The following is a 16599-nucleotide window of genomic DNA, read 5'->3' as shown; positions in this document are numbered from 1 at the left end:
TTCCAGCAATTCACCCAGTCATGCTCTCATCGATTACTCCATGAGACGCCCTGGAATAGACTACCTAAGGAGTTGGAGAACTCCTTGCGGCTGGCTATTCGATTGAGCCAACATAGCTTGTGCAGCTTGTGCAAGAATGTTGTTCTTGGTTTGTTCCATCATTTCTTTCGCCATATCTACGTCGCGGATACGGGATTCAGCGGCTGTCAGGTTCTCGGAAGCAGTACCCAGGTTGTTGATGGTGTGCTCCAGACGGTTTTGAACAGCACCCAGTTTCGCGCGTTCGCTAGAAACTTTGTTGATTGCTTTATCGAGAACTTCGATTGCATTGGAAGCATCTTCTTTTGTAGAAATGTTCAAAGCTGCTTCGGATTTGATGTCATTAGTACCGTTAGTCACGGAATTTGTTTTTGTGAAGCCTTTTTGACCAGCATTACCAGTGATACCCAGTGCAGCGGAACGCATGTCGCTAATATCCAAGGACATGGATTGACCTTTGTTAGCACCGATTTGGAACTTAGTAGTGAATCCCGAACCTTGTGCACCAGGTCCAACTACTTGGTCTACGTTACCGATAGTAGCGAGACCACCACCCAGAGCTGCAATTGGAGTACCAGTTCCATTAGTTACACTGATGTCTTTACCAGTTTCAGAAATGAGTTGAATTTTGTTATCTGCAGACAAAGAAGCAGAAACTTTACCATCCAATCCAGCCTTTTGCAAAGCAGCGTTCAGATCTTTAACCAGATCATCCATAGCTGCTTTTGCAACATTGGCATCTGAATCATCGGTCTTGTAAACCTTATCAGCAGCACCATCATTAAGAACTACCTCTACTGCGCTATCTGTGCCTACAGTAATTTTAAGAGAAGAATCTTTCGTGATAGTAGTAGGTGTAGGTGCAGCAGTCAATGCAGTAGCAGCTTCCAAACCATGGCGCTCAATCGTGGTCGGAGTACCAGTAGACTTAGCTGTAGCCGCTCCCAAACCGATAGCAGCGTCAGCAGCAGTGCTCCACTCGATGGTGCTGGTTGTCCCAGTTGATTTAGCGGTAAATTCCAATCCGGTTGCACCTTTTTTGATATCAACCAGATCGGACAATTTTACTCCACCAGCTGTTACATTTCCAAGTGCAGTAGCAGTAGCAGCATCATTACCAGTTGTAACAATACCACTCAAATCAAATGTGGTACCATCAACTTTAATCCAAGTGCCTGCTAAAGTAGTACCAGCAGTAATTGTTCCAAGTTTAACAGTAGCACTCGTAGCTTTAGTTACCTTTGCTGCATCGCTAGAGCCCATTCCACCATTCAACAGTTTCTGAGTGTTGAACTCAGTAGTGTTACCAATACGGTTGATCTCGGAAGTCAATTGGTTCATTTCATCTTGCAGAGCTGCGCGGTCAGCGTCTGTGTTCGTTCCGTTTGCAGATTGGTTAGCCAGTTCGCGCATACGTTGCAGGATGCTGTGCGTTTCGTTCAGGGCACCCTCAGCCGTTTGGATCAGAGAGATACCATCTTGCGCGTTTTTGGAAGCCATGTCCAAACCGCGAACTTGGGAGCGCATTTTTTCAGAGATTGCCAGACCAGCCGCGTCATCACCAGCACGGTTGATGCGGAGACCGGAAGACAGTTTCTCGATGTTTTTGTTTGTTGCAGCTTGGTTACCAGTCAACTGACGGTAAGTGTTCAGAGATGCGATATTGTGGTTAATACGCATGAATATTTTCCTCCTTGAGTGTGCCCTCCACGTCCCTGCGGAAGGTTTGGGTAATGTTTCGGAAAAGCCGAACCCAATCGCGCGCTTAGGCCGTTTTTCCCCTACAGTTTTATTATCGGTGGGAGATTCATCCTTGTTTAGTCTTTTTTCTACTTTTTTTGCAAAAAAACTGCGGGACGATTTTGCCAATGAAGATGCCAAGCCCTGTCCATCAAAATGTCCAGTTACATCGGAATACTCATTGTTTTTTCAATCCCCCTTTTCTTTTACATAAAATGACATAAGATAAAGAATGAATTGAAATCAAAAATACAATCTAAGAGGAGAGTTTTATATGAAAAAAAGGTATTCCATATGCATTTGGGTTATTTTAACAATACTCCTTGTAGCAGGTTGCGGCCAACCTTCAACAAATAAGTCCCCTGATTCGATTAATACGCAGAATCAACATAGAGACCAACAGCCAGAGGCGCTAACCGTTCGTCTTGACTCAAAAACAGTGGCGATTCCCATTTCAAAAATAGATTCAGTAAAAAAGTACCTGGATCAGTTTGACTCAAAGGAAAGAGCAAATGAACTAAAGCGCATAGAAACCACAACATTTACATCTGCGTCGGGAATAATCTATAGCGACATCAGGTATGGTTGCGGAATGAAACTTTGCGATCATACTTTCCTGCAAATAAAGAACAATCACATAAAAAGCCTTCCCCTGCATTCAGGAAGCATTTTTATGGAACACACATTCTCCCCTGATGATAACTATCTAGCACTCTTATTAGGGAGAAACGAGGGTACGGATGTTATGAGGCACAGCGTGATGATGATTGAGTTAGATTCGTTTACGTTAGCTGAACTTAAAAACACTGACGAATTCATCAAGTTAACAAGTTCTGATTTTTCTGTTCCCATTCTTTCGATAAGCTGGGAAAATGAAACTACACTGAAAGCCGTTCTACCAGATACAAAAGATTATACGTTTGATACTTTGAAAAGTTGGAATGCAGGAGAAAACAAGACAAAAGAAATTTCATTAATCATTAACACGGAAGGCAAACATCCTTCGCAGAATATGATTGTCGATTAGAAATTCCGCTCGTCTGGATCGAGTATTCCATCGTGAACATATTTTACACACCAAGTATACCTGCACAAAAAAATCTGACACGCTATAGCGCATCAGATTTGGCTCCAAACATTTTCGTCAGGCTCGACAGATCGATCTTCGTCTGCGAAGCCAGACGGTTTTCTTCTTTAATCGCCAGATAGATTTCCTGGCGATATACGTCTATTTCCCTCGGCGCTTCGATGCCGATTTTCACCACGTCGCCCTCGATCGCAATGATCTTGATTTCAATCTGGTCGCCAATCATCACCGACTCGTTCTTTTTTCTCGACAAGACAAGCATAGTTCACCTACTCACTGGCCGCTTTGGGCCGCTGAAAGAGCGGCTGGCGGATTCCGTAGTTTTCGTCGTTCAAGATCACTTGCTTGGCCAAAGCCTTTTCCTCGTTGATGATGATAGGCGCCTTCAAATTTACGGTGACATCGCCTTCATTGCGGACAGTGATGACGGTGCGGACGGACAGTGGCGTTCCTTCCTCGATTTGCAGTTGTTTTTTCACGGCTTCAGCCAAAGTAAACTCATACTGAGGAAAAAACGGAAACGGGTCTATCATCCAGAAGCCTACCTGCTCGTCTTCCAAAGATTTCAAGCTAAAGAACGGCTGTCCCGCTTCTTCCTGCGTCATCTGAAAGCGCGAAAGCTGCGGAAAACCGGGAACTCCATCCGGAAAAGACAGCTCCATGCTCTGTATCGCCTGGGATTGTGTCATGATCTTCTCTCCTGCCTCACATCTTTTGATCTACATACAATCCTACCACATCAAACTCGACACGATTCCATTGTCTCATGTAGCCTTCCACTTTTCCCGGCGTATAATTGTGAACAGGCCGATGGATAACCGGGTCCATTTTCTTGCCGCGCACCTGTACGTTGATCTGGGCCGGCTGGAGATCGTACCTGATCTCAATACCGTCTCCGATAATCGAGCCTTCCGCAATGATCTCCCTGCTCTGATAAATAATGCTTTCTTCAAAGGAAATATCGACGATCGGGTTTGCCCCTTTGTTCTCGATGGCAGCTAAACGGTCGCCTTCCATACTGATCTGGGCAATCGCCTCCAGCACTTTCTGGCGTCCGTAGTCTGCATTGTTTCTCGTTCGCTGTGCCGAGCTGCGCAGGTCCAGGTTCTCCCGCGCCTCACTGGTATCAATGGATAGCTGTCCTTTCGCCTGCTTGATATCCAAAATGGCAGGCTCCTGACGCAAATTCAGTTCGGCCTGCGGCTGGCGAATTTCCTGAACGGGCTTTGTAATTTTCAGCCCTAGTTGCGCGTAAGTTTGGCGAATCTGGATTTGCGGGAGTCTCATTTTTTGATCGTCTCCCCTATTTTATTAGCGCAGGAAATCGAGCAATGTTGGCTGAATGATTCGCGAGCCTGCCCCCAACGCCGCGCGGTGGACGTTTTCCTGCATCTTCAGGTTGGTAATGACCTGCGCCACATCGGCATCTTCGTTTTGCGACATGAGCGAGGTCACGCTAATTTCTTCATTTTCCAATCTGCCTTTTATCAGTTCGATCCGGTTGGTCCGCGCACCAAGCGTGGCTCGCTCCGCAAGCAGCTTGTCGATTTGTTGGTCAATGTTTCCAAGCTCTGTGTTAACAGGCTTGCCGTCGTTCAAATCAGCTACAATCTTTTTCAAGAGATCAAAGACGTTATTGCCGTCTGTTCCTTTGAAATCGAACACATCGGCTCCGATGACATTAATGGGCAAATGGATTCCTTTGTTTACCTCCAGCAGAATTTCATTTCTGTTTGTAAACGTTAAAGTATCACTGGCCTTGTCATATGGTGGGGTTAGCGTATCCGTTCCTGCAAAAATGTAACGTCCCCCCACCGTCTGGTTGACAATGTTACCTAAATGATCTCGAATTTCTGCGATTTCTTTTCCCATCGCTTGCAAGGAATCTGCCCCAAGCCCACCGTTGCCTGATGCTACGGCCAACTCACGCACGCGCTGCAAAATCGTCCCGGCCTCTTCCAACGACTTGTCAGACAACTCCATCCAAGACTGCGCTTCGTTCACGTTGCGCTGGAACTGCTCATTCTCAATCAAGGAAGAGCGGTAAAACATCGCCCGGCTCGCCGCCACCGGATCATCAGAAGGGCGGGAAAATTTCATTCCGGAAGAGAGCTGTTCCTGGAGCTTGTCCATTCTGCCCATGGAGTTGGACAAGTTTCTCATCATATTATTGTTTAACATGGTCTGGGTTACTCGAACGGCCATGAAAATGCTCCTTTCAGATGTTCACGCGCAGGCTAGACTAGAGGCCCACACGTCCCATCCCGTTAATCACTTTGTCCAAAATCTCATCCATGCTGGTCATGACCCTGGCAGAAGCGTTGTAAGCATGCTGGTATTTCACCATTTCGGACATTTCTTCGTCGATAGAGACGCCCGAAACGGATTGGCGGTTCGTATCGACTTGCCCGACCAGAAGTTCCGAGTTCTTTTCCATACGAGTCGCTTCCTGGCTGTCTACCCCAAGCTGGGCAATCGTGTAACGATAAAAGTCGTCCAAGGTCGTGGACTCGATTTGTCCGGATGAGCCTGTCAACAGTTGCAACGGCTTGAACTTGATGCTGGCGATTGCGAGCGCATTGCGTCCGTCGCCGTAAAAGGAAGTTCCCGATCCCGTATTTGGGTCTTCTACCTGCGCCGCCGCGATAGAATTCAGGCTGGCCAAAATTTTCGGGTTGACCTGTATATTCGCTGCAGTAAGCGGCAAGGCGTCATTCTTTTTCACGAAAAAGTCCAGCTTCTCCAAATCTGCCGTCGGGTTAGTCTTTCTGTTTTCAATGTCAGTCAAGTTCATTCCCGTGGAATGCAACTTGTTTACTTCTGTCGCGATATTTTCTGCAAGCAGGTTCAGCTTTCGGATCATGTCAGGCACCGGGCCTTGCATGGTTGGCTGGCCATTCGCATCCGTACCAGGGATGCCGCGCGCCTCAAACGTTCCGAGCAAACCGCCCGACTGCGGTATAAACGGTGCTCCGCCCAGCGTAATATTATTGAAACCGGTCGTGGCATCCTTCTCCACCGCCATCGTCACCGCTGTCCGGCCGTTCACCAGTTCCTGCCCGTCAATCGTTACCTGAATCATGCCGCTGTTCAGATTGGTCACCTTGACATCGGTCAGCTTCGCGAGCTTGTCCAGCAGCACATCGCGCTGGTCGTACAAATCATTTGGCTGATAGCCGTGCGGCACCACATCCCCGATCTGTCTGTTCAGGTTCGCCAGTTGCTGCGCAATGGAGTTGATGTCAATGACCTTGGTCGCCACGACATTGTCCAAATCACGCTGCAATTCGGTCAGTGATGTATTCAGGGCGGCAAACGTCTCTGTCACGGCAATGGCCCGTTGACGAACGACCGCACGAGCGGACAGGCTTTCGGGATTTTGCGACAGGTCTTGCCACGATTTCCACAGCTCATCCATCACTTTTTGCATCCCGGTATCGGAAGGCTCGTTCATAATGCCCTCGACCTTTTGCAAAACGTCTCTTTTCGCTTCCCAATATCCGTAGTGCTTGTTCTCCGTGCGCAGTTGCACATCGAGAAATTCTTCGCGAATCCGCTGCAAGCTGACAACGTTGACACCTGTTCCGAGCAAGCCCGGCTCTGTGCTGTTGCTGAGTCCCGGATACGGAATGCCCGGGGTCGCCTGCATGTTCGCCCGCTGCCGCGTGTACCCTTCCGTATTCGCGTTCGCGATGTTGTGTCCGGTCGTATTCAAGGCGGACTGCTGGGCGAACAGGCCGCGTTTGCTTACTTCGATTCCATGAAAAGTCGAGCGCATCTCAGCACCTCTTTACGCTTTTTTGTTGAAAAATGTTCGGCTCGCCTGGCGGTATGTGTCCGTGCTCGGGTGGCCGTAGATGAAGTCGTCCTCCGGCGTGTCCGTAATCAGGTCGAGCGTCATGTTTACAAAAGAAAGGGATTGCTCCAGCAACTGCTGATTCAGCTCGTTTGCCTCACGCAGTTCGGTGACAATCCGCACAAGCTCGTCGCGATAGGACGCAAGCCGCGTCTTCTCTTCCGCACTGGTCGTCAACTTGATCAATTCAGCCAGTGTGCCTTCCTGGAGCGCCAGGCCTTTTTGGACGGTCAATTCCTGTACCAGACTTTGGCGGGCTGCTTCTGCTGCTGTGACGCCCTTGATTAGCTTTTGTTCCTGGCGGGTAATCACCACCAGCTCATCCACATTTCCTTTCACCAGCACATCTTTTTTCTGTGTGGCCAAGGTGTACAAGGCTTTGTGCAACTGGATCAAGTTGTCGAGCAGATCGTAGAGTCTATCCATGTTCGCGTTTCTCCTCGTCTTCCCCTAGAGAACTGGTTTATCGCTTTTTCCAAAAAGACAGTAGTTTATCGGCAATCCGCTCGCTTGGGACGCGATACGTGCCTTCCTCGACTTGCTTTTTCAACTGCTCCACTTTTTCGCGGCGCTGTGGCGCGTTCGCGTCTTCGATCTGGCGCTGCATTTCCAGCGCTTCCGTGGAAATGTTGACCTCATCCTTGCCCATCGGGATTTTTCCGCTTTTGCTTACCTGGTTGTTGGCCGTCTTGTTGTAAGCATTAATCATCCCGACACGGTTTGGTTCATTAATCCGCATCTGATTACCATCCTCTCAAACCACCGGACATTTTCGCGGGAACGGGTCCCCTAATAAAAAGAAAAACCGATGATACCTCTTAGTAGTATCATCGGCAATTTCCTGTTTGACGATTAGTTTTTTTGCGCAAAACTATTCGTCACGATTCTGCTTTCTTCGATAGACGGCCGCTTCCGCCTGACGTGCACGCGCCTCCTGCTCCAAGCGCTGATCCACTTCAAGCTGCTGCGATATCTCGTGCTTCAAGCCCTTCATGCAGGCGTCACACATGTTGCCAGTGCGGATTAAAATCCCGCAAATCTCACATGGGTAACCAAGGTTCGGGTTACCATCTACAGAAATGCGCCCTTCCTTGATAAACCTCGTAATTTGCTTCACGCTCACCCCTGTGGCTTCGCTCACCTGGTGAATATTGGCTCCGCGATTTTCGCGCTTGCGCAAAAACCGGGCGCATTTTTCATATTCCTGCTCCACCTCTTGATAGCATTTGGGGCAAATGTCACGAACTGTTTGTACAAATAAAGCATCACACCGCGAGCAGTTTGCCAGCTTGCCCAGAGACATAAAAACAACCCCTTCAACATCCAGAAAGTTCATTTGGTTCCCGACTGCTGTATGCTTCCATGATATCGTAATTTTTCCAAACTGGCTATCTGTATATTGTCAAGGAATAAATTTCACAAACTGTCCCCAAATGTGCTCGCAATGTTCTTGCGCAGGAGCGGAGAGTCGATCCGGTTGTGTAAATATCGTCGATGAGAAGGATTTTCGGGGGAGTGGCGGGTAGGGGGATGCGGTTATTTGGGAGCGGAGCGGTATTGGGTTGTGTAGCTCTGTCGTGGCTGTTCGGGTTCGGATTGAAATTGGCATAGGCTGCTCTGTCGCCGCTATTCGAGTTCGGGGCGGCATTGGCGTACGTCGCTCTGTCGTGGCTGTCCAGGTTCGCAGCGAAATTGGCGTGCGCAGCTCTGTTGCGGTTGTCCAGTTTCGGAACGGGATTGGCTTGCGAATCTCTCTCGCCACTTTTGGCTTCATGAGAAGTATGCGAGATGGAAGAACGCAGGCTGAACCAATTGCCAAACAAGAAATGAATCCCGGCTGCAAGTATGCTGGTCAGATTCCTATGATCGGCGCCCCGGCTATCAGAACGGCCACGGGCAAACCCAGGAAGCACCGCCCCCTCATTCCACGCAAAAGCCTCTCGCATGCTTTCCTGCCGGGATGCGCGTCCCCCCTGCTTGCTCAGCTTCTCCGTCTCTTTTATGCGTGTGAGCAGGGGCCTCACCGGAATCCCGGTTGCACTCCCCAAATAGGCTGCCAGCAAGTCCACCTGGTTGAATCCGCGCTCCTGCAGCCGCCTGGCATGAAGCGGGACAGTGGTGATGCAGGCAAAACGGGACGGAGTGTAAAAGCGAAAGGCCGCGATTGCCAAAAGCGTTCCGTAATAGCCAGCCAGGCGCTCATCTCCGCGGTATTTGAACAGGCTGAGCAGACTTTTGCCGTCTTGCTCGTACCGGAGCAGGCTGCGATTTTCCTTCAGGGGCTCGTCCACTTCCCTGACACAGTCGCGGCAGCGGCCCTCGCTGCTGTACGGCTCCGCTCGCATGTCCCGCCCGCACTGTCGGCAAAACTGCTCCCCGATGAACGGCAACGCTTCAATACAGCTTGCGCAGGCCGGGAGGTCGTGCAGCAAGCGATAGATCGCCGGATAGCTGACGGGACGGGATAGCCAGCTTGCACGCACGCGGACAACGCCTTCTCTTTTGGGCGTATTTACACGCCCGCCGCAACTGACACATGTACTCCCCCTCATGAGTGCCCCCTTCTTTTTGCAAGCCTGCTCGCCAGTTGATTCATCCGCGTAATTTGCCTGACCGCCAGCTTGGGTGCCAAAGCGCGTTCTGTCTGCAAAAACAACACGGCGCCTGCCGGATCGTCGAACGCTCGGCCCACGCGGCCAGCAATCTGCACCAGAGAAGCTTCGTCAAAGACAGCGGCCTCCGCGCCGACGACAACGACATCGCTCTGTGGAATCGTTACCCCCCGCTCCAAAATCGTCGTCGTCACCATGAGGGTGTAGCGCTTTTGCCGAAAGCCGAGCACCTTTTCCTCGCGCATCAGGTCCGCAGCATGGACACCTGCCATCAGCTCGGCACGAGACGGCAGCCACTTTTGCAAATAGGCGAGCACTACCTCCACGTCATCTATGCGCGGAACGAAGACAAAAACTTGCCGTCCTGCCTCCAGCGAACGCTGCACCGCATCTGTCAATGCAGGCACTGCTCGATTCGCCCGAACGCGCTTGTGCAGTCCGCGGACCGTTAGAACCTCGGGAACGGGCAGGGGAAAGCCGTGATAGCGACCCGGCAAAAGGACGTGGGTGGCAGAAAAAAGCGGGTTGGCCGCCGTGCCATGCCGAGTTGAACGATCGTTTGAAACGAGTCGTTTTTGCAAATAGCGGGGTGGGGTCGCGCTTAAATAAAGCAGCTTCCCCGCTTGGTGTACAGCTCTGGCCAGCGCCCGGTAGAGGACGGGATTATTGTGGTACGGAAACGCATCGGCCTCGTCGAGTACGACCAACAGAAAGCGGCGATAATAGCGCAAAACCTGATGGGTCGTCGCGATCGTAATGTCGCTCTCCTCCCATTTTTCAGCGCTGGCACCGTGGACGGCAATCACCCGCGCGTGGGGGAACACCCGTTGAATGCGAGGAGCCAGTTCCAGCACTACGTCTTTGCGCGGGGTAGCAATCAGCACGCGGCCTCCCGCCGCAAGTCCCTCTGCTACGGAAGGAAACAGCAGCTCGGTTTTGCCTGCTCCGCACACGGCCCAAATCAAAAACTCGGAAAGACCGGGGCGCGGATTCGCTACAAAACGCCGAGCGCGCTCAGCAGCTCTCGCCTGGTCGTCCGAGTAGCTGCCTGTCCACTCCAGCCGCGAAGGCTCCTGGCCTGTGCCCTTGTTGCTCCCGACAGGCAGAGAACCGCCTGCCGCAAGCAAAATATACGGCGTGCAGCACTTGCTCCTGCCCATCCCAAGGCACGTCGTACAGTATGCGCAGCCTTGCCCGCACGTATGGCAGTAGGTCAGCTCAACCTCGCGCCCCGCGCTTCCGCATCGCTCGCACGTCAGTACAAAGCGACTCTGCCGCCAGTTGCTGCACATGTCCATTCGCACTCCGGGAAGCCACCGCGCTCTGCCAGTCAGCACGTACCTGTGCAATACAGCGGCAAGATCGTCCACTTCCACTCCGCGTTTCTGCAAAAGCGTCTCGACTTCATCCCAGAAAAGAGCGCGGCCATCCAGCAGTTCTCTCAAGGCAATGTCGTTTCTGTCTGCTGGCTTAGCGGGATAGGGTATAGCTTGCAGCCCATTATCCCGAGATAGGAATGGCTGCCTTGCCTCATGAGCCTGAGATGGAGATCGAGAACTTCTCCTGCTGCAATGGACAGACGTATCCGCGAGCCGATGTTGCAAAAACGGAGAGGCAGTTCTTCCAGAAACATCCACCCTCTCGCTCACACAATGAGCAGACTCGCGACTGAAAAGCTGTTCATCCCGCTCGCCCGCTTGCCTCACTTCCACGCTGCACGCTATCGCCTCCCACGCAAACCACGCTTCATGCTGCACGGATTGGCGCGGGTGTGGCTGATGCTCCCGGCTCCTGTGCCCTGCCTGCCTTCTCTCCACTTCCCGCCCGTATAGCGCGCTCGCCTCCCTGACCTTCGCCACAGCCAGCCCCCGCAGCTCCGCGACCAGCGCATCTGTCAGCTTGCTCCGCTCTCCCACGCGCTTGCGCAACCGTTCGTTTATTTTTTCACGCAAGGAAAAGGCCAAGGCAAGCGACGACGTCTTGCCGATCACATGCAGCACACAGCCCTCCCTCTCCTGCCAAAAAGCCCGATCGACAGAAAAGCTCGGCGTCACATACGTTTGGACTGGCGCCACTGCTTCTGTGCCGCATTTGATATACAGCAAGTACTCGCGCATTTGCCTCCCCCATTTCCGCTTGTGTTTTCTGCCACCATTGTGCAAAAAGACAAGGCAGGCCGGCAAATTTTTTTTTGCAGCGAACACAAAAAGGCCGCCGATTTGCTCGACAGCCCTGTACGTTTATTCAATTGCCCGAAAAAATCAGGCTCCTTCCCGCTTCTCCCGCAAGTCAATCACGATCGCTCCCGTCGCCAGCTCAGGCTGGCCGTCTGCCGCGCCAAAGCCGCAGCCGTACGGCTCTCGCGTTAAAATCGCCAGCATCCGGGGCGTATCGTCCGTAGACCCTTCTTCTATCAAGGTAATCCGGATAGGCTTGCCACTCCAGTATGAGCGAAACAAAAGCTTTCTTACGGCACGCTCCAGCACCTGCTCCGAATTGTGTACCAACAAACGGTAGTGCTCTTGCGGGAGTTCGGTCATGCTGTTCATCCGACTGGTCCATCGCTCAGCTACCATCACCAGCAGTGAGGAGCAGCCAAAAGCCGCCAATAGCCATACAACCAGTTCTTCCATCACGGTCATACCCCCTCCTATACAAAGGTATGCCGAATGGCTTGAACAGGGTGCCAACCGGACGCGCAGCCTCGCCTTACAGCTTCACCCAGCCGTTTTTAATCGAAATGACAACCGCCTGTGTGCGGTCCTGGACATTCAGCTTTTGCAAAATGCTGCTGACGTGGTTTTTCACTGTCTTTTCGCTGATGAACAAAAATTCTCCGATAGCCCGGTTGCTTTTTCCTTCCGCCATCAACTGCAGCACTTCCCGCTCGCGGCGGGTCAGCGATTCGATCACTTTTGGATCGATCGTTTGCGATTCATCAACAGAGAAGCTGCGCTCTGCCGTACCCTCATTTTCGCTCAGGCGACGGAATTCCTCAATCAGCTTGCCCGTCACCTTCGGGTGTATGTAAGCGCCGCCGCTGGCTACCACGCGTACGGCATCCACCAGATCGCTGGTGCCCATCTCTTTCAGCAGGTAGCCGGACGCGCCGGAACGCAGCGTGCGATATACATAGCCCTCGTCGTCGTGGATCGAGAGCATGATAACTCGCGTGGAGGGACTCACGGAAATGACATTTTCCGCAGCAGAGACGCCATTGATGTTCGGCATGTTGATATCCATCAGCAGAACGTCTGGTTTGTGCTCCTCCGCAAGCAGAGCAGCCTCTCCGCCGTCCGCCCCTTCGCCGACGACCTTGAAGTCCTCTTCCATTTCCAAAATACGCTTAACGCCCTCGCGGAACAATTGGTGGTCGTCCACAATCACGATGCGGAGCTCTTGCTGTCTTTTATCCATGTTTCATCCCCCTGTGTACATAATCTGTATCGGTTCATATTTTTAACGGTATTTGGAAAATTACCTTTGTTCCTTCGCCAGGAGTTGATTGCAGATCCACACTGCCTTCCAGCAGTTGCACGCGCTCACGCATTCCCAAAAGCCCAAAGGAGTTGCCGTTTGCCATGCGCTTTTCCAGATCGAATCCGACTCCATCGTCTTTGACGACGAGACTTAGCGACTCCTGCAGAAACTCCAGCTTCACTTGTACCGAAGAAGCTCCAGCGTGCTTTTCCACGTTGTTCAAGCATTCTTGAACGAGGCGGAAAATCGCAGCTTTGACAGAGCTGCGCAGCGGTGGCTCCACACCAAATACTACCAGATCAATGGAAGCACGGATACGTTCTTCGCACGTCTGGATATATTTTTGCAGAGTGGGCACCAGTCCGAGGTCATCAAGAGCCATTGGGCGAAGGTCAAAAATAATCCGTCTTACGTCAGCCAGGCTCAGGCGAACCATTTCCTTCAGCTCGTGAAGCTCCATTTGCGCTTCCAGAATGCGCTCGTTTTTCAGCATCCGCTCCACGATTTCAGAGCGCAGCACGACGTTTGCCATCGATTGGGCCGGTCCGTCGTGAATCTCGCGTGCGACACGCTTGCGCTCCTCTTCCTGGGCCTGGATGATCTTCAGCCCCATCAATTGAGTCTGTTTGGCCGATTCCAGCGCTTCTCCGATCTTGCTCAGGTCGCCAGTCAAGTAGCCGAGCACGACACTCATCTGGGAAACGAGCTTCTCGGCGCGGTCGATCGTTTCCTCCAGCGTTCGCAACTGTCGCTCCAGGTCGTTGCGACGGCGCTTCAGGTTGTTTTCCCGCTCGCGGTAGATGGACAGCTCCACCTGTATCCGGCTCGCTTCCTCGTAGGCGATGCGAATGTCGTCTTCCGTGTACATGTGGAAGTTGCGGCTTACCTGAACGAGCCTGTTGCGCGACTTTCGATAGGCCAGCTCCAGCGCATCGACCTTTTGGATGACCTTCGAGATTTCCTGCCGAAGCTCGTGCAAGTCAAACTTCAACGAGTTGCCTTGCTGTCTGGCACTTTCGGCTATATCAAAAATTTGGGTTTTACTCGTTTCCACAGTTTCAATGGTTCTCTTAATCACCCCATCCAGCACGCTGATGTCGATCACTTTGTTCATGATTGCTCTCCTTCGAACTCTTTTTTCGCTTTCGTGAACAACTGATGGAGTTTGACCTCATCTACATCTCGCAGGCCCACATCATTTCGTGGAATGGCGAACGGATCTACTCCCCTTTTGACAAAACCGGGTGTAGAAGTAAAGACATATCCGTAGCCTGCCTGTCGCGCTGTCTCCAGTACGATGGGATTCGTGTAGCCAAAAGGCAATGAAATCGTTTTTATCTCCCGGCCCATCCATTTGTTCAAGCCTGCACGAGACATACTGAAATCAACGTAGAGCCGATCCCTGTATTCTTTCTCATTTTCCAGTCGTTGTAAATCCTGCAAATAGACGGGAGCCGTCTCTGGCCCCATCTCTCCCCATTCATTCCGCGCTTCCTCTTCGTGCAGGCTGTACGTATGCGAACCGATATCAGCCAGCCCAGAGTGAAGCATTTCCATGACTTGTTGACGCGTAAGTGGCGTCGTCATGTTCTCCCGTTTTCGATCGGCTACATCTCGCAAGCGCCCTGCGATCACGAAGTTCACTGACGGGTAGCCGTATGTACGTAAGGTGGGAAAAGCCTTCGTGTAATAACTCTCATAGCCGTCGTCAAAGGTAATCAGGACAGCATTTTCGGTCGGCAAGCTCCCTGTATCCACAAAATGCAAAAACTCATCCAACGAGATCGGCTGCAAGTCGTTTTCGTGCAAAAACGACATATGTTTTGCAAATTGCTCAGGCGAAATGACGTAGCGCTGGCCTGATGCATCCGTGACATGGTGATACGTCAGGACGACTACCTGATTGTTATACCACTTTTTCGGCTTTACCGTTGCTTTTTCGTTCTGCGTGACGTTTGGCTCAGCAATTTCCGCCTCGCTTATGCTTATAGACGTATCTACTTGGGGAAAAGGTTGCACTTTTTGGGCATTCTTTTTTGATTGGTAAAATTCACCAATCCCCAATGCAGACATAACCAGCAATAAAGAAATAACAAATACGGTCAGGAAGAGCCTTTTGTTCGGCAAAGAAACCCCTCCTCTACTTCCTCACTAGGAGATTCGACACAGTCCTACATTTCCCCTTCGCTTAAAGCCCACCAATAACTGGAAAATTTTCCCCGTAATAAAAAAAGAGCCCAGTAGCTTTACCAGGCTCTTTCTTTGTCGTTCTTATTTTGCCAGTTGCGCAGCTTCTTGCTTCAGAACTTCTGCTTTGTCTGTTTGCTCCCAAGGAACATTCAGGTCATTGCGTCCAAAGTGGCCATAAGCCGCTGTTTGTTTGTAGATAGGGCGACGCAGGTCGAGCTGCTTGATGATGCCAGCCGGACGCAGGTCGAAGTGTTTGCGCACCAGTTTCACCAGATCTTCTTCGGAAACGGTTCCTGTACCAAAAGTATCAACAGCGATGGATACAGGCTGCGCTACACCGATTGCGTAAGCCACTTGCACTTCGCATTTGTCAGCCAGGCCAGCAGCCACAATGTTTTTCGCTACGTAACGAGCAGCGTAAGCGCCGGAGCGGTCTACTTTTGTCGGATCTTTACCGGAGAACGCGCCGCCGCCGTGACGAGCGTAGCCACCGTAAGTGTCTACGATGATTTTGCGGCCAGTCAGACCAGCGTCCCCTTGAGGTCCGCCGATTACGAAGCGGCCAGTCGGGTTGATGAAGTATTTGGTGTCAGCGTCCAGCAGCTCAGCCGGAACAACTGGTTTGATAACTTGTTCGATGAGGTCTTGCTTGATTTGCTCCAAGGTAGTCTCAGGAGCGTGTTGAGTCGAAATCACGATGGTGTCGATGCGAACTGGCTTGTCCCCATCGTACTCAACCGTTACTTGCGTTTTGCCGTCAGGACGCAGGTAGGCGAGTGTGCCGTTTTTGCGAACTTCAGTCAAGCGGCGAGCCAGCTTGTGGGACATGCTGATCGGCAGCGGCATCAGCTCAGGTGTTTCGTTGCAAGCAAAGCCGAACATCAGACCTTGGTCACCTGCACCGATCGCTTCGATCTCAGCGTCGGTCATTTTGCCTTCGCGCGCTTCCAAAGCCTGGTCTACGCCGAGAGCGATGTCAGCGGATTGCTCGCCGATCGCAGTGATTACGCCGCAAGTGTCAGCGTCAAAGCCGAACTTCGCACGATCATAACCGATCTCACGGATCGTTTCGCGCACCAGCTTTTGGATGTCCACGTACGTGTTGGTGGTGATTTCACCGGCTACGAGAACCAGCCCGGTAGTTACGGAAGTTTCGCAAGCTACGCGAGCGTTTGGATCCTTGGCCAAAATGGCGTCCAGGATGGAGTCGGAAATTTGGTCACAAATTTTATCCGGATGTCCTTCGGTTACAGACTCAGATGTGAACAGACGACGACCTTTTTGCAAAGCCATGAGAAAATACCTCCTTTGACCTCATACAAATAGTTTGGTAGCCGAGTCAGGATTTTATCGACGTAAACGCAAATAAAAAACCTTTTCCATCTTTTGGAGGAAAAGGTTTGAGCGCTTTTAGCTTCCTTCATCCTCTTATCGGCCAGAACAGATTTCCGTCCTGCTGGTTAGCACCGCTCCAGACGGTTGCCGGGCTTCATAGGGCCAGTCCCTCCGCCTGCTCTGGATAAGAGTATCCATTACGGATTATAGAATAATTGTTTTTTGAGGTGGTGTCAATAGACTTTTGCCAGAGCACCTCT

General features: G+C 51.4%; 17 protein-coding genes and 1 riboswitch. Of the genes, 1 reads left to right on the top strand and 16 read right to left on the bottom strand.

Features of this window, described 5'->3' with window-relative positions; all coding sequences use genetic code 11:
• Positions 1-60 precede the first annotated feature (60 nt).
• Entirely contained in the window at positions 61-1719 is a 1659-nt protein-coding gene (locus AC27IT_RS18820) for a flagellin N-terminal helical domain-containing protein (protein ID WP_487092035.1), read from the bottom strand.
• A 334-nt stretch (positions 1720-2053) separates the two neighbouring features.
• Between AC27IT_RS18820 and AC27IT_RS18815 the strand changes: the two genes are divergently transcribed.
• Positions 2054-2806, top strand: coding sequence for a hypothetical protein (locus tag AC27IT_RS18815; RefSeq protein ID WP_487092034.1), 753 nt, complete (start codon positions 2054-2056; stop codon positions 2804-2806).
• Between the two features lie 82 nt (positions 2807-2888).
• On the opposite strand, the gene csrA is transcribed toward AC27IT_RS18815, so the two are convergent.
• The 15 genes from csrA to metK form a co-directional block, all read right to left on the bottom strand.
• Positions 2889-3128, bottom strand: a complete 240-nt coding sequence (gene csrA, locus AC27IT_RS18810; protein WP_005829804.1) for a carbon storage regulator CsrA — start codon at positions 3126-3128, stop codon at positions 2889-2891.
• A gap of 7 nt (positions 3129-3135) precedes the next feature.
• Positions 3136-3555: a flagellar assembly protein FliW gene (gene fliW, locus AC27IT_RS18805; protein ID WP_122952574.1), complete on the bottom strand. Its 420-nt coding sequence runs from the start codon at positions 3553-3555 to the stop codon at positions 3136-3138.
• Between the two features lie 16 nt (positions 3556-3571).
• Complete coding sequence (locus AC27IT_RS18800; RefSeq protein ID WP_005829801.1) at positions 3572-4153, bottom strand: DUF6470 family protein; 582 nt, start codon at positions 4151-4153, stop codon at positions 3572-3574.
• Between the two features lie 24 nt (positions 4154-4177).
• The gene (flgL, locus tag AC27IT_RS18795) at positions 4178-5071 is read right to left on the bottom strand and encodes a flagellar hook-associated protein FlgL (protein WP_238500655.1); all 894 of its coding nucleotides are present in this window, start codon (positions 5069-5071) and stop codon (positions 4178-4180) included.
• A gap of 37 nt (positions 5072-5108) precedes the next feature.
• Positions 5109-6644: a flagellar hook-associated protein FlgK gene (gene flgK, locus AC27IT_RS18790; protein ID WP_005829797.1), complete on the bottom strand. Its 1536-nt coding sequence runs from the start codon at positions 6642-6644 to the stop codon at positions 5109-5111.
• A 12-nt stretch (positions 6645-6656) separates the two neighbouring features.
• Positions 6657-7148 carry a flagellar protein FlgN gene (locus AC27IT_RS18785; protein ID WP_025844215.1) on the bottom strand — a complete coding sequence of 164 codons (492 nt, stop codon included), beginning with the start codon at positions 7146-7148 and terminating at the stop codon, positions 6657-6659.
• A gap of 37 nt (positions 7149-7185) precedes the next feature.
• Positions 7186-7461, bottom strand: a complete 276-nt coding sequence (gene flgM, locus AC27IT_RS18780) for a flagellar biosynthesis anti-sigma factor FlgM (protein WP_005829793.1) — start codon at positions 7459-7461, stop codon at positions 7186-7188.
• Positions 7462-7593: 132 nt separating this feature from the next.
• Positions 7594-8025 (bottom strand): TIGR03826 family flagellar region protein, encoded by a 432-nt coding sequence (locus tag AC27IT_RS18775; RefSeq protein ID WP_025844210.1) that lies wholly within the window; start codon positions 8023-8025, stop codon positions 7594-7596.
• 85 nt (positions 8026-8110) lie between these two features.
• Positions 8111-9274, bottom strand: coding sequence for a hypothetical protein (locus AC27IT_RS18770; RefSeq protein WP_487092033.1), 1164 nt, complete (start codon positions 9272-9274; stop codon positions 8111-8113).
• Positions 9271-11451 carry a helicase-related protein gene (locus AC27IT_RS18765; RefSeq protein ID WP_487092032.1) on the bottom strand — a complete coding sequence of 727 codons (2181 nt, stop codon included), beginning with the start codon at positions 11449-11451 and terminating at the stop codon, positions 9271-9273. The genes AC27IT_RS18770 and AC27IT_RS18765 overlap by 4 nt, the downstream gene beginning before the upstream one ends.
• A gap of 144 nt (positions 11452-11595) precedes the next feature.
• Positions 11596-11976 carry a glycosyl transferase family 2 gene (locus AC27IT_RS18760; protein ID WP_035986318.1) on the bottom strand — a complete coding sequence of 127 codons (381 nt, stop codon included), beginning with the start codon at positions 11974-11976 and terminating at the stop codon, positions 11596-11598.
• A gap of 67 nt (positions 11977-12043) precedes the next feature.
• Positions 12044-12751: a response regulator gene (locus AC27IT_RS18755; protein WP_005829784.1), complete on the bottom strand. Its 708-nt coding sequence runs from the start codon at positions 12749-12751 to the stop codon at positions 12044-12046.
• Positions 12752-12785: 34 nt separating this feature from the next.
• Positions 12786-13928, bottom strand: a complete 1143-nt coding sequence (locus AC27IT_RS18750) for a sensor histidine kinase (protein WP_007784919.1) — start codon at positions 13926-13928, stop codon at positions 12786-12788.
• Positions 13925-14941, bottom strand: coding sequence for a polysaccharide deacetylase family protein (locus tag AC27IT_RS18745; protein WP_005829780.1), 1017 nt, complete (start codon positions 14939-14941; stop codon positions 13925-13927). The genes AC27IT_RS18750 and AC27IT_RS18745 overlap by 4 nt, the downstream gene beginning before the upstream one ends.
• A gap of 144 nt (positions 14942-15085) precedes the next feature.
• On the bottom strand, positions 15086-16297 hold the full coding sequence (metK, locus tag AC27IT_RS18740; protein WP_007784923.1) for a methionine adenosyltransferase: 1212 nt from the start codon (positions 16295-16297) through the stop codon (positions 15086-15088).
• A 132-nt stretch (positions 16298-16429) separates the two neighbouring features.
• Positions 16430-16530: riboswitch (SAM riboswitch) on the bottom strand.
• Positions 16531-16599: the final 69 nt, after the last annotated feature.

Source organism: Brevibacillus sp. YAE8 (assembly GCF_057543335.1).
Note: the sequence above shows the minus strand (reverse complement) of the source record. Positions and strands in the feature narration are given on the sequence as shown.

What these genes read in the sequence shown, in the direction of transcription:
- AC27IT_RS18765 (WP_487092032.1), bottom strand. Translation starts at nt 11,451, where the DNA reads ATGCGCGAGTACTTGCTGTATATCAAATGCGGCACAGAAGCAGTGGCG.
- AC27IT_RS18815 (WP_487092034.1), top strand. Translation starts at nt 2,054, where the DNA reads ATGAAAAAAAGGTATTCCATATGCATTTGGGTTATTTTAACAATACTC.
- metK (WP_007784923.1), bottom strand. Translation starts at nt 16,297, where the DNA reads ATGGCTTTGCAAAAAGGTCGTCGTCTGTTCACATCTGAGTCTGTAACC.
- AC27IT_RS18760 (WP_035986318.1), bottom strand. Translation starts at nt 11,976, where the DNA reads ATGACCGTGATGGAAGAACTGGTTGTATGGCTATTGGCGGCTTTTGGC.
- csrA (WP_005829804.1), bottom strand. Translation starts at nt 3,128, where the DNA reads ATGCTTGTCTTGTCGAGAAAAAAGAACGAGTCGGTGATGATTGGCGAC.
- AC27IT_RS18820 (WP_487092035.1), bottom strand. Translation starts at nt 1,719, where the DNA reads ATGCGTATTAACCACAATATCGCATCTCTGAACACTTACCGTCAGTTG.
- AC27IT_RS18800 (WP_005829801.1), bottom strand. Translation starts at nt 4,153, where the DNA reads ATGAGACTCCCGCAAATCCAGATTCGCCAAACTTACGCGCAACTAGGG.
- flgL (WP_238500655.1), bottom strand. Translation starts at nt 5,071, where the DNA reads ATGGCCGTTCGAGTAACCCAGACCATGTTAAACAATAATATGATGAGA.
- AC27IT_RS18755 (WP_005829784.1), bottom strand. Translation starts at nt 12,751, where the DNA reads ATGGATAAAAGACAGCAAGAGCTCCGCATCGTGATTGTGGACGACCAC.
- AC27IT_RS18750 (WP_007784919.1), bottom strand. Translation starts at nt 13,928, where the DNA reads ATGAACAAAGTGATCGACATCAGCGTGCTGGATGGGGTGATTAAGAGA.
- fliW (WP_122952574.1), bottom strand. Translation starts at nt 3,555, where the DNA reads ATGACACAATCCCAGGCGATACAGAGCATGGAGCTGTCTTTTCCGGAT.
- flgK (WP_005829797.1), bottom strand. Translation starts at nt 6,644, where the DNA reads ATGCGCTCGACTTTTCATGGAATCGAAGTAAGCAAACGCGGCCTGTTC.
- AC27IT_RS18775 (WP_025844210.1), bottom strand. Translation starts at nt 8,025, where the DNA reads ATGTCTCTGGGCAAGCTGGCAAACTGCTCGCGGTGTGATGCTTTATTT.
- AC27IT_RS18770 (WP_487092033.1), bottom strand. Translation starts at nt 9,274, where the DNA reads ATGAGGGGGAGTACATGTGTCAGTTGCGGCGGGCGTGTAAATACGCCC.
- flgM (WP_005829793.1), bottom strand. Translation starts at nt 7,461, where the DNA reads ATGCGGATTAATGAACCAAACCGTGTCGGGATGATTAATGCTTACAAC.
- AC27IT_RS18785 (WP_025844215.1), bottom strand. Translation starts at nt 7,148, where the DNA reads ATGGATAGACTCTACGATCTGCTCGACAACTTGATCCAGTTGCACAAA.